The following is a 16,167-nucleotide window of genomic DNA, read 5'->3' as shown; positions in this document are numbered from 1 at the left end:
TGCATGAAATAGTGTATAATCACAATAGAGCTTAGTATATTTACTTTATTTCATAGTCTATTTATAAGAGTTATAGATCTATATATTAAACTATAGCTTAGTATCTTTAGTTTCCAGAACTTTCGTAAGATGAAACCCCTTTAAGCCATATTCTGTATGATACAATTATTGATAAAATACCTACTATTAAAGTTAGTATAACTCCCATGAAGAAGCTTTCCTTGCCAAGGAGATATGTTCCAGGGTAGTATCCTGTAAAAGCAAAGGGAATTATAAAGGTTAATAAAAATTTTATAGCACCAGGGTAAATACTTATAGGATACTTAGAGAAATCACTTAATCCATAGGCCATTTGAACATGTCTAAAGCTTGTCTTAGTCCAAAAGGCTATGGAGGCTGTAGCAAGCTTAACTCCTGTATAGATTAAGGTTCCTCCCATAATAGCAATTATAAAGCCTATAATCCAAAGGGGAGTAATATTTACACTAAGCTTTATTGCAGAATAAACCACAAGAATAAATCCAACTACAAGTTCTCCAAAACCATCAGGTTGAAATCTTTCAGCTATTACTTGAAATAGTGGGTTTAAAGGTCTTAATAAATATCTATCAAACTCTCCACGAACTATGCTTCTACCAGAAAAAATCCATAAATAATCAGTAAATATGTGATCAATTCCCCTTGGAATTTGAGAAAATCCATATATAAAGATTATTTCGTAAAAACTCCATCCAGAAAGGGTGGGTACATTATTAAATATAAGAGAAATAAAAATTATAGAGGTAGCTTGAACTAGAAAAAATCCTAAAATACCATATATGAAATCCTCTTTATATTCAAGTAATGTCTTTAGGTATTGCTTCAAAAATTGCACATATATTCTAGCGTATCTTTTCATAATTCTAACCTCCTTGAATAGTTAATTTATCAATTACTTTATTCCACATAATTTTAGATAATACCATAAGAATTACTACCCATATAAGTTGTAATCCAAGGGATTTAGCTATTTGAGCGTAACTTAATTTGTTAAGATAAATCATAGCTGGAGTATATATAATTGAACTAAAAGGTAAAAAGTTAAATAACTTTTGAACTATTTCAGGGAAGAATGTAAGGGGGATCATTGCCCCTGAAACAAGCATTATAATAGCTCTAGCAATTTGACTTATTCCCCATATGTTATAAAACTTAAAAGATAGTAGTCCAAAAATATAAGAGTAATAAATATTGATTAAACATCCTAAAATAATACTAATTGAAAATATTAATATTGAAGCTAAGTTAATATTTATTCCATTTAATATTGCGTAGGTGCTAATTAAAATTGCGCCAGGCAAAAATAGTGTTAAAAAGAAAAATATAAAGTTTCCTATGCCTATAAAGATTATTCTAAGTCTATAATTTATAGGTTTAATCAGGTTTGTAGAAATTGATCCATCTCTAACCTCAAAGGATATCTCTTGGCTTATATCATTACTGGTAACGATTCCGATTAAAAGTGTAATCATAACATAAGTAAGCATTTCCTTTAGGGTAAATCCATTCATAATTCCTTCTTGAGAGCTACTGTAAATAGCTATCCAAAGAAAATAAGTAACACTTATCATAATTAATTGTCCTATTAGCCCCATAAGTAGATTGGCTTTATAAGATGAAAGAGCTTTAAAAGTACCCTTAGCAAAGGAACTATAAACTCGTATTGTTTTAAAGAAATCCATAGCTACACCTCATTTCTATAGATTTTCTTAATAATATCTTCAATGCTACTTTCTTTTAATAAGAAATCTAAAACATCAACTCTTTCAATAACCTTTGAAATAATTTTAGAAGATGTTATTTTGTTTTTATTAAAGGTTATAATAAGCTTTCCAGATTCAATATGTTCACTTAAATCATCACTAGAGAAGGTTTCAATAGGTATATTACTTTCAGATTTTAAAATTTCCTTAATGTTTAGTAAGGTTTTAAAATCTTTCTTACTTTGAATTTCTAAGGTTGTCATATAACCATATTTTTTCTTAATGTCATCTAAGCTTCCATCATATATCTTAGTACCTTTGTCTATGATAATTATTCTTTTACATAATTCCTCAATATCACTTAAATCGTGAGTAGTTAGTATGACAGTTGTTCCAAATTCTTTATTTATTTCTTTTATGGCTGTCCTTACTTTTTCTTTTACAACTACATCAAGTCCAATGGTAGGCTCGTCTAGATATAGTATTTTAGGATTATGTATCAAAGAGGCAGCTAAATCTCCTCTCATCCTTTGTCCAAGAGAAAGAGTTCTAACAGGTCTTGTCATGAATTCTTCTAAATCTAAAACCTTATTTAAGAAGTTCATGTTTTTTTCATATACTTCATCTGGAATAGAGTAAATGTCTTTTAATATTGTAAAGGTCTCAGATAGAGCTAAGTCCCACCAAAGTTGAGTCCTTTGACCAAAAACAACACCAATATCTTTAGCATTTTTTTCTCTTTCCTTATAGGGAACTCGTCCATTTACTAACACCTGACCAGAGGATGGGGTTAGTATTCCTGTCATCATTTTAATGGTTGTGGATTTACCAGCACCATTAGAGCCTATATAACCTACGATTTCTCCACTTTTAATTTCAAAGGAAATATTTGATACTGCTGTTTTTGAATCAAAATCACTAGAAAAAAGCGATTTAAAGGCTCCTTTAAGTCCACTTTCTTTTTTACGAATCTTAAATTCCTTAGTTAAATTTTCAACTTTTATCAAAAAATCACCTCCTAAAAAGTTCTCAATAATTCCCCTTAGTATATTGATTAAAAGCAAAATATTTTTCATTTGAATACGATTAACCAATGATACTTATTATATTTTAGTTCTTTTTCAATAAAATTACAATTGAAATTTAAAGAGATTTAAATAGAAATACACTATGATTTAGATATTGTATTTTTAATTATATACCTGAGTAAATAGATAAGAATTATGGTATAATAAATAAAATAATAATATCTTAATAATTAGAAAATAATAATATTACATAAAAATAATAAATCAACATGAATAGGAGGATATAATAATGAAATTGGATAGAAAAGATATTATAGATATTTTTAATTTTAGATTTGCTACAAAGGAATTTACAGGAGAAATAATACCTAAAGAGGATATGGAGATGATTGCAGAAACAGCTAGATTATCTCCAAGTTCATTTGGACTAGAGCCTTGGAAGTTTCTTATTGTAGAAAATAAAGAATTAATTAAAGAAATTTCAGAAGTATCTTGGGGATTTCAAAGACAAGCTTCAACAACAAGTCATATTGTAATTGCTTTAACAAAGGCAGGAAGTGAAGTTAAATATGATTCAGATTATATTAGAAACCTTTGGATTAATACAAAAGGTGTTTCAGAAGAGTTTTTTGAAGGAATAAAAGATGTATTAAAAAACTTCCAAGTTGGAAAGTTAGAAGCTGATGAAACAAATGAAAAATTACTTGAATGGTCAAAAAGACAAACTTATATAGCATTAGGGAATATGATGACAGCAGCTGCTATGAGAGAAATAGATTCATGTGCTATTGAGGGATTTGATAAAGAAAAGGTAGAAGAAATATTAGCTAAAAAAGGGATTTTAGATAAAGAAAAATATGAATTAACATATTTAATAGCCTTTGGATATAGGAAAGAAGATCCTAACAGAAAGAAATCAAGACTTCCAAAAAGTGAAGTAATTCAATGGGTAGAATAAAGTATATAATTTTCTAAATTAAAATGAGCTGTATCAATATATATTAATAAAAAATATTTTGATACATGCTCTTTTTTTATGAAATAAATTTTCAAAAACAAAAATTATAGGAATAAAAGTGAAAAAAATATGAATAAAAATGGCTTGAAACATAGGTTGTAGGCATATTTGGAAAAACTAAGAACCATAAAATAGAAAAATATTTTCAAAAAGTATTGAAATTCTGTGGGAAAAGGATTACAATAAAAACATAAAGAAAATAATTTTCAGAAAAAGGTGATAAAATGTTAGACGTGGTAAAAGGAAATTTAATAGTTTCTTGCCAAGCTTTATCAGATGAACCTTTGCATAGTTCTTTTATTATGGGAAGGATGGCTATAGCAGCTAAGCAAGGTGGAGCAGCGGCCATAAGAGCACAAGGCGTTAATGATATTAATGAAATAAAAGAAGTTACTAAACTTCCTATCATTGGAATAATAAAAAGAAATTACGATGATTCAGAAATTTATATAACTCCAACTATGAAGGAAGTGGACGAGCTTTTAAAAACAGATTGTGAAATGATAGCATTAGATGCTACAAAGAGAAAAAGACCTAATGGTGAAAATGTAAAGGATTTAGTTGATGCTATTCACGCAAAAGGAAGATTAGCAATGGCTGATATATCAACTTTAGAAGAAGGTATTGAAGCAGAAAAATTAGGATTTGATTGTGTATCTACAACACTTTCAGGATATACACCATATTCTAAGCAAAGCAACAGTGTTGACTTTGAACTTTTAGAAGAGTTAGTAAAAACGGTAAAAATTCCAGTTATTTGTGAGGGAAGAATAAACACTCCAGAAGAACTAAAGAAAGCACTTGATTTAGGTGCATATTCAGCAGTGGTTGGAGGGGCTATAACAAGACCACAACAAATAACTAAGAGATTTACTGATATTTTAAAATAAATCAAATATTTAAAGGATTTTGGGAGGAGAAAAACAATGAAAGGTATTTATTCAGCATTATTAGTTTCATTTGACAAGGATGGAAACATCAATGAGAAAGGTTTAAGAGAAATAATCAGACACAATATTGATGTATGTAAAATAGACGGGCTTTATGTAGGCGGAAGTACTGGAGAAAACTTCATGCTTTCAACTGATGAAAAGAAAAGAATATTTGAAATTGCTATGGACGAAGCAAAAGGACAAGTTAAATTAATAGCTCAAGTAGGATCAGTTAATTTAAAAGAAGCTGTAGAGTTAGCTAAATTTACTACAGATTTAGGATATGATGCAATCTCAGCAGTTACACCATTCTACTATAAATTCGATTTTAATGAAATAAAACATTACTATGAAACAATAATAAATTCTGTTGACAATAAACTTATAATTTACTCAATTCCTTTCTTAACAGGAGTAAATATGTCAATAGAGCAATTTGCTGAACTTTTTGAAAACGATAAGATTATCGGTGTTAAATTCACAGCAGCAGACTTCTACTTATTAGAACGTATGAGAAAAGCATTCCCAGATAAATTAATATTTGCTGGATTCGATGAAATGATGTTACCAGCTACAGTACTTGGTGTTGATGGAGCTATAGGATCAACATTCAACGTAAACGGTGTTAGAGCAAGACAAATCTTTGAAGCTGCTCAAAAAGGTGACATTGAAACTGCTTTAGAAGTTCAACATGTAACTAATGATTTAATAACTGATATCTTAAATAATGGTCTTTACCAAACAATAAAATTAATTCTTCAAGAGCAAGGTGTTGATGCAGGATATTGTAGACAACCTATGAAAGAAGCTACTGAAGAAATGATTGCAAAAGCTAAGGAAATTAATAAAAAATATTTCTAAGAATTAAAAGTTTTAAAGTATAGTGAGTTTTTAAGAGAAATGAAATAGTAGGCTAACTTAAAAAAGTTAGCCTACATAAAAAATTAAAGAGGGGAGAATTGGTATGCAAGGGTTTACGAAGTTTGATTTAGTTGTACTAGTTGTTTACTTAGGAGCTGTTCTTTACGCAGGGTTAAAGTTCTCTAAGAAGGAAATGAAAGGTAAAGAGTTCTTCAGAGGTGACGGAACTATCCCTTGGTGGGTTACTTCAGTTTCTATATTTGCAACTTTATTAAGTCCAATTTCATTCTTATCACTAGCTGGTAACTCTTATAAGGGAACTTGGATAATGTGGTTTGCTCAACTTGGTATGTTTGTAGCAGTACCTCTTACAATAAGATATTTCTTACCAGTTTATAGTAGACTAGATATAGATACAGCTTACGAATATCTAGAAATAAGATATAAAGATAAAGGGCTTAGAATTCTTGGAGCTATAATGTTCATTATTTATCAAATAGGACGTATGGCAATCATAATGTATTTACCATCAATGGTATTAGCAAATCTTACAGGAATAAATGTTTATTTACTTATAGTAGCAATGGGCGTAATAGCAATAATTTACTCATACACAGGTGGATTAAAGTCAGTTTTATGGACAGACTTCATTCAAGGTTGTGTACTTATAGCAGGTATCGTTTTTTCATTAATATTCTTAATTTCAACAATCAATGGTGGATTTGGAGCTATTATGCATGAATTAACTGAAGGAGGAAAATTCCTATCTTCACAAGAGCCAATATTCAATGCAAATATATTTAAAACAAGTGTATTCCTATTAATAGTTGGGGGAGGATTAAATACTTTCTCATCATATATCTCAAGTCAGGATATAGTGCAAAGGTTTACTACTACTACAGATATAAAACAATTAAAGAAAATGACTTATGGTAACTTAGTATTATCATTATTTGTAGCAACTGTATTCTATTTAATAGGAACAGCTTTATATGTTTTCTATAATCAAAATCCACAGTTATTACAAACTGCTCAACAAGACCAAATTTTTGCATCATATATAGCATTCCAATTACCAGTTGGTATAACAGGTATAGTTTTAGCAGCTATATATGCAGCAGCTCAATCAACACTTTCAACTGGATTAAACTCAGTTGCAACAAGCTGGACTTTAGATATCCAAAACTTTATAACAAAAGATATGTCAATGGAAAAGCAAACAAAAGTTGCTCAATATATATCATTAGGTGTTGGTATAGCTTCAATAATTATGGCAGTAATCCTTGCAAATGGTGGAGTAAACTCAGCTTACGAATGGTTTAACGGATTTATGGGACTTGTTCTTGGAGTTTTAGCAGGAATCTTCGTATTAGGAATATTCTTCAAAAAAGCTACAAAAGCAGGTGCATATGCTGGATTTATAGCATCAGCAATAGCTGTTGTAGTATGTAAATATGGCGGATTCGATGTAAGTATCTGGTCATACTCAATCATATCAATAGGTGTTTCAGTTATAGTTGGAATGATAGTTTCACTAATGACTCAATCTCAATTAGTTGATAAGAAAACTTTAAATGAAGCAACAGTTTACTACAATGAAAGTGAAATAGCTAATAGTTAATATAAATAAAAAATAATGTTTAATTAGAGTAAGTGTTGATTTTTAGATAGATTTAAAATTATCTGAAGATCAGCACTACTTTAAAATTGAATGTTTTAGAGGTGAATGAAATGATATTCGGCAATTTAATAAACTTAGAAAGTTATGATTATCTACCAAAACTTGTTAAGGAAGCTTTACTACATGCAAAAAATAATAATGTAATAGAGTTTGAACCAGGTACTCATGAAATAAAAGGCGAAGAGTTGTTCTTTAATAGAGTTAATTACACTACAAAAAATAAGGAAGATCGTTTTTGGGAAGGTCATAAAAAATATATAGATGTTCATGTGGTTTTTAGTGGAAGAGAAAGAATAGATCTTAACTTTAAAGAAAATTTAGAGTTTAAAGAGTTTGTTGAAAAAGATGATTTCTTATCTTTTGATGGCAAAGAAAATTCTACAGTTGTTTTAGAAGAAGGAGATTTCCTTATCTGTTATCCAGAAGATATACACATGACTTGTTTAAAGGCTGATAATGAGCCTTCAGATGTAAAGAAAGCTATTTATAAAGTAATTTTATAGTATTTTATTTTATGAGGTTGTATCAAAGCTTAAAGTAATAAACCGAGGAGCTAGAATTATTTAGGTTTGTAATTTTTATTTTAAGTTATTTTTGATGCAACCTTTATTGTTTATAATAGACTTAGAGAATAATAATTTTATTAGAGGTGATATGTATGGGTTTATTTGCAGTTATAGATATAGGCGGAACTAGTATAAAATACGGAGTTATAAATGAAGATGGAACATTATTAGAGACTAATGATAGAGACACTGAAGCGTATAAAGGTGGACTTAGTATAATAGATAAAGTTAAAGATATAATTCATGAGATTAAGATTAATAATGACATAAGTGGAATATGTGTATCAACAGCAGGAATGGTATGTCCTAAAGAAGGTAAAATAGTTTATGCTGGTCCAACAATACCTAATTATACTGGTGTTGAAGTTAAGAAAATATTAGAAGAAGAGTTTAATTTGCCTTGTTTCGTTGAAAATGACGTAAACTGTGCAGCTTTAGGAGAATTCTTTGGGGGTGCTGGTAAAGGAACTCATTCAATGGCTTGTTTGACTATAGGAACAGGTATTGGAGGAGCTTTAATAATAGATGGTAAAGTACTACATGGTTTTAGCAATTCAGCTGGAGAAATTGGATATATGATGGTTAATGGAGAGAATATTCAAGATATTGCATCAGCAAGTGCTTTAGTTAAAAATGTAGCACTTAGAAAAGGCGTTGAACCTAGTAGTATAGATGGAAGATATGTATTAGATAACTATGAAAATGGTGATTTAATATGCAAGGAGGAAGTTGAAAAATTAGCTGATAATCTAGCTTTAGGAATTTCAAATATTGTTTATTTAATAAATCCTGAAGTGGTAGTTTTAGGTGGAGGAATAATGGCTAGAGAAGAGGTGTTTAGACCTTTAATAGAAAATAGCTTAAGAAAATACTTAATAGAATCAGTTTATAATAACACTAAAATAGCCTTTGCAAAGCTTAAAAATACTGCAGGAATGAAGGGCGCTTATTATAACTTTAAAGAGAATTTTAATAAGTAGTTATCTTTTGTAATTTTACTTGAAATAAAGGACAATAATATAATTTATATAAATTATGGAGCTTATATGACAAGAATGATATACTTAAAATATTATATTTGACTTAGTTTTAGAGTGTTTTAAATTATTTATAAGTATTTAATATAACCATAGAATTGAGTCAAAATATTAAAACAGTAAGAGGTACTTTATGGGAATATTAGAACAATTAGAAAATCCAAAATTTAAAGCAACTAAGTCAGAAAAGACATTAATTGAATATATAAAGTCAGATTTAGACAATATTATATACAAATCAATATCTATAATAGCTAAGGAATCAGGAGTAGGAGAAGCTACCATAACAAGGTTTACTAAGAAGTTGGGGTTTAATGGATTCCAAGACTTTAAAGTTACTTTAGCAAAAGAGATTTCAAACAAAAAAAATACAAGTATTATAAACTTGCATGTTCATAGGGATGAGAGTGTAACAGAAACTGCAAATAAGATGTTAAAATCATCTATTAATATATTAGAGCAAACAGTTAAGCAGATTGATTTAGATTTAATGTGCAAATGCAGAGATTTAATAATGAATGCTAAGAGAGTTTATTTCATAGGTATAGGTTATTCAGGAATAGCTGCCACAGATATAAACTATAAATTCATGAGAATTGGATTTACAACAGTACCAGTAACTGATAGCCATACGATGGTTATTATGTCATCTATAACAAATGATGATGATGTAATAGTTGCTATTTCAAACTCAGGTACTACTAAAGAAGTAATAAAAACTGTAAAACAAGCTAAAGAAAATGGTACAAAGATAATAACTTTAACAGAAGATAGTGATAATCCATTAAGAAAGTTATCTGATTATGAATTGACATATACATCAGCTGAGACAATCTTTGAGACAGGATCAATATCATCAAAAATACCACAAATATTTTTATTAGATTTATTATATACAGAGGTAATTAAAGAAATGTTTAGTGAAGCTGTTGAAAAGAAAATCAAGACTACTAGTGCAATTCTTAATGATTAAAATTGTATCTTATTAAATAATTAAGAACTTAAAATAAGTTTGTAAGAGAGCTAGTATATTAGTAATATCTATAGTTTATAAGAGATACAAGGTTTTTTATTTAAAGTTAAATAAAAAGTTTAGTTTTATATTAATTAAAGTTAATTTAATAAAAAATAGGTCACAGTAATAAAGCTGTGACCTATTTTACTTTGTTCTTTTAGATAAAACTATATCAAAACAAGTTATTCCAAAAGCAAAGCCTAATGAGGAAGGTAACATTTTACTTAATTTTAAGTCTGGTAATGGTAATAAAAAATCACCAACTAAATTAAGCATCATGATTCCTATAAAAAACATTAAGAATTTAACTCCTTCTTTTTTTACCTCTTCAAAAGTAAAATGTTTAACTGTAAATAGGACTCTTACTAATATGTATAAAGGAATAAGTATTGCAAATATGGCGTAAGCTGTAACAAAATTAAGAACTGCATTGCTTGGAATATCCCTATATATTATGAAGAGTGTAACTATAGTCATAAAAATAAATAAGGAGTAAATGATTCCATCTAAAGTACGTACATTTCCTTTTTTCAATTTAATCCCCCCTGTTGTAATCTTTCCTATAATATGATTATACACAAAATTTTAACAATTAAATAGTTTAAGTGGATGACATGTGAGTTACAAAGACATTAAATTTACCTAAAATCTTTCTAAAGAAAAAATAAAGATACTAATTACTTTTATTAAAAAATTGGTTTATTAACATAAGAAGTAAATAAAATACATGTACTATTTGTTGGGAAACAATTACAATTTAGTTATAATATGAAAATGACTTTATGGGGGAAGGTTTATGAATAAGAACATTAGAAAGATTATTACATCTACAGTATTGGCAGCTATGACAATTAGTGTTTTACCATCAAATTTAGTTGTTTTTGCAACAGATGGTATTACAGAAAACTTTTATGAAATATATCCAAAGCCACAAGAAATAAGTTATAGTGGCGGAGAATTTCAAATAAGTGATGAAATAAATATTGTATATGATGATGGAATTGATACTTACACTAAAAAGCGGGTTGATGAAGTTTTAGAAGCTAGTAATTTAGAAGCCACTGTCTCAAATGAAATAGTGCCAGGAAAGACAAATTTTTTAGTAGGTATTAATGAATCAGGAGGAGTTGTTGATAATTATTTCAATAAAAATATTCCTCATGATGAGAGTTTTTTTGATGAAAAAATGGATGCCAATATAGTAAGTGTTAAGGATGGAGTAATTGGAGTAATTGCGGAGGATACAGATAGTGCTTTCTATGGAGTTACTACTTTAAAACATGTATTTAATCAGTTAGAAGAGGGAAATGAAATTAAGAATTTCAGAGCTGATGACTATGCAGAAGTTGCTCATAGGGGATTTATAGAAGGATATTATGGGAATCCTTGGTCTAATGAAGATAGGGCAGAACTTATGAAATTTGGTGGGGATTACAAACTAAATCAATATGTATTCGCACCTAAAGATGATCCTTATCATAATAGCAAGTGGAGAGATTTATATCCAGAAGAAAAATTATCTGAAATTAAGAAGTTAGCTCAGATGGGGAATGAGACTAAAAATAGATATGTATATGCCTTACATCCATTTATGAATAATCCAGTTAGGTTTGATACTGAAGAAAATTATCAAAATGATTTAGGAGTAATAAAGGCAAAGTTTACTCAACTTTTAGAGAATGATGTTAGACAGTTTGCTATTTTAGCTGATGATGCTTCAGCACCGGCTCAAGGTGCTAGTATGTATGTTAAGCTTCTTACAGATTTAACAAGATGGTTAGAAGAACAACAATCAACTTATCCAGATTTAAAAACCGATTTAATGTTCTGTCCATCAGATTACTATGGAAATGGAAGTTCTGCACAATTAAAAGAGTTAAATAAAGCTGAAGATAATGTAAGTATAGTTATGACTGGAGGTAGAATTTGGGGAGAAGTAGATGAAAATTTTGCAAATAATTTCATGAATAATATTTCTACTGAGGGTCACCCAGGAAGAGCTCCATTCTTCTGGATTAACTGGCCTTGTTCAGATAACTCTAAACAACATTTAATAATGGGAGGAAATGATACATTCTTACATCCAGGAGTTGATCCAAGTAAGATAGATGGTATAGTTTTAAACCCAATGCAACAAGCAGAAGCTAATAAGTCAGCTTTATTCGCTATAGCAGATTATGCTTGGAATATATGGGACAATAAAGAAGAAGCCGATGAAAACTGGAATGATTCATTTAAGTATATGGATCATGGAACTGCTGAGGAAACAAATTCTTCACTTGCTTTAAGAGAAATAAGCAAGCATATGATAAATCAAAATATGGACGGAAGGGTTAGACCTCTACAAGAGTCTGTTGAATTAGCACCAAAATTAGAGGCCTTTAAGCAAAAGTACGATAGTGGGGCAAGTATTAAAGAAGATGCTTTAGAATTAATAGAAGAATTTACAAACCTTCAAAAGGCTGCGGAGTATTATAAAAATAATCCAGGAAATGAGAGAACAAGAGATCAAATAATTTATTGGTTAAATTGCTGGGAAGATACTATGGATGCTGCTATTGGATATTTAAAATCAGCAATTGCAATAGAAGAAGGAGACGATGAAGCTGCTTGGGCTAATTATTCAGAAGCACAAAGTGCCTTTGAAAAATCAAAAACTTATGGTTTCCATTATGTAGACCATACTGAGTATGCAGAGGTTGGAGTTCAACATATCGTTCCATTTATAAAGAGTATGGGTCAAAACTTATCAGTTGTTATAGGCTCTATTGTTGATCCAAATAGAATAATAGCAACTTATATAAGTAATAGACAAGATGCCCCAACAGGAAATCCTGACAATATTTTTGATAATAATGCTAGTACTGAATTAGTTTATAAAAATCCAAATAGAATAGATGTTGGAACTTATGTAGGAGTTAAATATAGTAATCCTATAACTTTAAATAATGTTGAATTCTTAATGGGAGCAAATTCAAATCCTAACGATACAATGCAAAAGGCTAAGATTCAATATACAGTTGACGGAAGAGAATGGATTGATTTAGAAGAGGGTGTTGAATATACAATGCCTGGAGCTATAAAAGTAGAAAATTTAGATTTAAAGGTTAGAGGAGTTCGTTTAATAGCTACAGAGGCAAGAGAGAATACTTGGCTCGGGGTTAGAGATATTAATGTAAATAAGAAAGAGGATTCAAACTCAGGTGTAGAGTTTAATCCAAGTTTAATAAGAAGTGAATCTTGGCAAGTTTATGAAGGAAATGAAGCTAATCTTTTAGATGGAGATGATAATACTGGTGTATGGTATAAAACTCTTAATGGGGATACATCTTTAGCAGGAGAATTTATAGGTTTAGATTTAGGAAAAGAAATAAAACTTGATGGAATTAGATTTGTAATAGGTAAAAATGGAGGAGGAAGCTCTGATAAATGGAATAAGTTCAAACTAGAATATTCATTAGATAATGAAAGTTGGACAACTATAAAAGAATATGATAAAACAGGTGCTCCAGCAGGAAAAGATGTTATAGAAGAATCCTTTGAAACGCCTATTTCAGCTAAATATATAAGACTTACTAATATGGAAAATATCAATAAGTGGCTTACTTTCTCAGAATTTGCAATAGTTAGTGATGAATTAGAAAGTGCGGGAAATAAAGAGAATGTATATACAAATACAGAATTAGATTTATTATCTTTAGCTAAAGAAGATGTAACTAAGTTGATACCTATAGATGACTTAAGCTTAAATCATGGAGAATATATTGGGGTTAAATTAAATCGTATTAAAGATTTAAGTAATATTAATCTTGAAATTTCAAATGACACAGGCTTAAAACTTCAAAGCTCTATGAATGGTGTTGAGTGGACTGAGATAACAGATAAAAATACATTAGAAGATGGCAGATACGTAAGGCTAATTAATACAAGTAATGAAGCTGTTAATTTTAATTTAACTAAGTTTGAAGTTAATTCAAATGAAGTTTATAAACCATCATTAGTAGATGCTTATGTTGGAGATGATGGAGCTAAAAAAGCTGTAGATGGAGATTTAAAAACAAGAGTTAAATTCTTAGGTGCACCTAGTACAGGTGATACTATAGTCTATGATTTAGGACAAGAAATTCTTGTGGATAATTTAAAATATGTTGTATTAGATACTGAAGTTGACCATGTAAGAGATGGTAAAATTCAATTATCTTTAGATGGAGAAACTTGGACAGACGCTATTACAATTGGAGATGGAGTAGAAAATGGAGTAGATGATATGTTCTCTACACCATTAAAAAATGGATATAAACATGGAAACCAATCAGGTGGAATAGTTCCAATAGATAGTGCTTATGTTGAAGGAGATAATTTAAATCAAAAGGCTAGATATGTAAGAATACTATTTACTGCACCATATAGACATCGTTGGACAGTTATAAATGAACTTATGATAAACAATGGAGAATATATCCCTACAGTTAATGATCCAACTTATATTTCAAATCCAATTGAGGAAAGAGGCTTTGCTCCAAGTAATTTAAGAGATGGAAATTTAACAACTTCATATAAGCCTAATACTAATAATGGTGAGATTTCTGAAGGAAGTATAACTTATCGTTTATCAGAAAAAACAGATGTTAGAAAGGTTACAATAGTTCAAAGTGGAAGTTCAATTTCAAATGCTAAGGTTATGGCTAGAGTTGGTGATGGCAGTGAAAATGTAACTGATCAATGGGTTCAATTAGGAACATTAAGCAATAGTTTAAATGAATTTATTAATCGTGATTACAATAATATATATGAGATAAAAATTGAATGGACAGATGTTGCACCAAATATTTATGAAATAATAACTTTAAACCAAGAGTTTGAATTCCCAGTAAATGATTCTTTAAAGGCAAAATATGATGAGCTTATAAATTTAAGTGGAGATGAATACACTTTAAGTAGCTTTGAAACTTTAAAAGAAGCATTAAATGAAGCTAAGAGTATTTTAGATGATTCTAATTCATCTCAAAAGAAAATAGATAAGGCTTTAGAAAATCTAAATAAGGCAGAAGAAAGATTAGCTTTAAGGGCAACTGACTTTGAAGATTTCAATAAAGTTTTAACTTTAGGAAACTCTTTAGTTGAAGAAGAATATACAGCTGAGTCATGGGCTTTATTTAGTGAAGTGTTAGAAGTTGCTAATGAAGCTAACAAAAATAAAGCTGATTACACTCAAGATCAAATAAATCAAATAGTAATTGATTTAGATGCTTCAATAAAAGCTTTAGTAAAGGAAACACCAGAGGTTGATAAAACAAATTTAGGTGAATTAATAAATCAAGGTAAATCTTTACTAGAGGAATCTGTAGAAGGATTTAATGTTGGTGAATACCATAAAGGCGCTAAGGATGGATTAGCAGTTGAAATTAATAAGGCTGAAGAAGTATTTAACAAGGAAGATTCTACTGAAGAAGAAATAAATTCATCTAAGGAATCTTTAGAGGGTGCAATAGCAAGATTTAACTCTTTATTAATAGAAGAAAGTACAGGAGACTTTAATGGCAATGGAAAGATTGATATAGGAGACTTAGCAATGGTATCTAAAAACATTGGAAGTACTACTAACACTTCTCTTGATTTAAATAAAGATGGCTCTATTGATGAATATGAGATAAGCTTTATAAATCATAGAATACTAAATTAAGATAATTCAATAAGGATAAATTAGATTTATAATTTTTTAGGAATCATAAAGATGCTTAAAATCAAATTTAAAATACTAAGAATTTTAAAGAGTAGTATTTTAAAATGATTATTTGTATCTAATATGATTCCTTTTAATTTAAAACATAACTTAATAAAAATTTTTTTAAAATATTATTAGAGTCAGATTAATTTAAGATAAGTTCATTAAATTTATATGATAAACAGATAAGTTTCTTAATAATTAATATTTTATAATAATATATGAACAGGAATTATATGTTTAAAAATTACCGAAAGCCTTATATATAGCATATTTTCTAAAGAAATCTATAGAGTTTAATTGTAAATGCAATGCATATGCTATATAATGTTAAAGTATTGTAAAATTAAATATTTAGAAATAGGTTAAATAGTTACATTTGTAACTATATATTAAAAGGGAAGTTGGGTTTAAATCCCACGCGGTCCCGCCGCTGTAATAGAGGAGCTTTTTGTACTTTAAGCCACTGGAATATAATATTTTGGGAAGGCCACAAAAAGTGATGATACTTAAGCCAGAAGACCTGCCTATTTTTAAAACATCAAGATCCTACGGGAAATAG

General features: G+C 29.1%; 12 protein-coding genes and 1 riboswitch. Of the genes, 8 read left to right on the top strand and 4 right to left on the bottom strand.

All coding sequences use genetic code 11. From position 1 onward, the window contains the following. Window positions 1-106 precede the first annotated feature (106 nt). The 3 genes from I6G60_RS00655 to I6G60_RS00645 are packed head-to-tail and all read right to left on the bottom strand — an operon-like array spanning window position 107 to window position 2,749. The gene (locus I6G60_RS00655) at window positions 107-898 is read right to left on the bottom strand and encodes an ABC transporter permease (protein ID WP_096071744.1); all 792 of its coding nucleotides are present in this window, start codon (window positions 896-898) and stop codon (window positions 107-109) included. Between the two features lie 4 nt (window positions 899-902). Then, window positions 903-1,721, bottom strand: a complete 819-nt coding sequence (locus I6G60_RS00650) for an ABC transporter permease (RefSeq protein WP_003457462.1) — start codon at window positions 1,719-1,721, stop codon at window positions 903-905. Between the two features lie 2 nt (window positions 1,722-1,723). Then, on the bottom strand, window positions 1,724-2,749 hold the full coding sequence (locus I6G60_RS00645) for an ABC transporter ATP-binding protein (RefSeq protein ID WP_003457575.1): 1,026 nt from the start codon (window positions 2,747-2,749) through the stop codon (window positions 1,724-1,726). Between the two features lie 310 nt (window positions 2,750-3,059). On the opposite strand from I6G60_RS00645, the gene I6G60_RS00640 reads away from it, so the two are divergent. The 7 genes from I6G60_RS00640 to I6G60_RS00610 all read left to right on the top strand — a co-directional run bounded on the left by I6G60_RS00640 (window position 3,060) and on the right by I6G60_RS00610 (window position 9,838). Then, on the top strand, window positions 3,060-3,728 hold the full coding sequence (locus tag I6G60_RS00640) for an NAD(P)H-dependent oxidoreductase (protein WP_003457494.1): 669 nt from the start codon (window positions 3,060-3,062) through the stop codon (window positions 3,726-3,728). A gap of 284 nt (window positions 3,729-4,012) precedes the next feature. Next, a complete protein-coding gene (locus I6G60_RS00635; RefSeq protein ID WP_003452659.1) occupies window positions 4,013-4,678 on the top strand; it encodes an N-acetylmannosamine-6-phosphate 2-epimerase in 666 nt (221 codons plus the stop codon). A 36-nt stretch (window positions 4,679-4,714) separates the two neighbouring features. Continuing rightward, a complete protein-coding gene (locus I6G60_RS00630) occupies window positions 4,715-5,581 on the top strand; it encodes an N-acetylneuraminate lyase (protein WP_003457546.1) in 867 nt (288 codons plus the stop codon). 103 nt (window positions 5,582-5,684) lie between these two features. Further along, entirely contained in the window at window positions 5,685-7,202 is a 1,518-nt protein-coding gene (locus tag I6G60_RS00625) for a sodium:solute symporter (RefSeq protein WP_003457485.1), read from the top strand. A 110-nt stretch (window positions 7,203-7,312) separates the two neighbouring features. Continuing rightward, window positions 7,313-7,765, top strand: coding sequence for a YhcH/YjgK/YiaL family protein (locus tag I6G60_RS00620; RefSeq protein WP_003457506.1), 453 nt, complete (start codon window positions 7,313-7,315; stop codon window positions 7,763-7,765). A 155-nt stretch (window positions 7,766-7,920) separates the two neighbouring features. After that, window positions 7,921-8,808, top strand: a complete 888-nt coding sequence (locus I6G60_RS00615) for an ROK family protein (RefSeq protein ID WP_003457583.1) — start codon at window positions 7,921-7,923, stop codon at window positions 8,806-8,808. A 190-nt stretch (window positions 8,809-8,998) separates the two neighbouring features. Next, a complete protein-coding gene (locus I6G60_RS00610) occupies window positions 8,999-9,838 on the top strand; it encodes a MurR/RpiR family transcriptional regulator (RefSeq protein WP_003457572.1) in 840 nt (279 codons plus the stop codon). Window positions 9,839-10,024: 186 nt separating this feature from the next. Here the strand turns inward: I6G60_RS00610 and I6G60_RS00605 are convergent, their stop codons facing one another. After that, complete coding sequence (locus I6G60_RS00605; protein ID WP_003479965.1) at window positions 10,025-10,414, bottom strand: hypothetical protein; 390 nt, start codon at window positions 10,412-10,414, stop codon at window positions 10,025-10,027. Between the two features lie 262 nt (window positions 10,415-10,676). Between I6G60_RS00605 and nagH the strand changes: the two genes are divergently transcribed. Continuing rightward, window positions 10,677-15,563, top strand: a complete 4,887-nt coding sequence (gene nagH, locus I6G60_RS00600; protein ID WP_110035108.1) for a hyaluronoglucosaminidase — start codon at window positions 10,677-10,679, stop codon at window positions 15,561-15,563. A 387-nt stretch (window positions 15,564-15,950) separates the two neighbouring features. After that, window positions 15,951-16,150: riboswitch (cobalamin riboswitch) on the top strand. Window positions 16,151-16,167 lie beyond the last annotated feature (17 nt).

It is taken from the genome of Clostridium perfringens, from assembly GCF_016027375.1.
GTDB classification, from domain to species: Bacteria; Bacillota; Clostridia; order Clostridiales; family Clostridiaceae; genus Sarcina; species Sarcina perfringens.
Note: the sequence above shows the minus strand (reverse complement) of the source record. Positions and strands in the feature narration are given on the sequence as shown.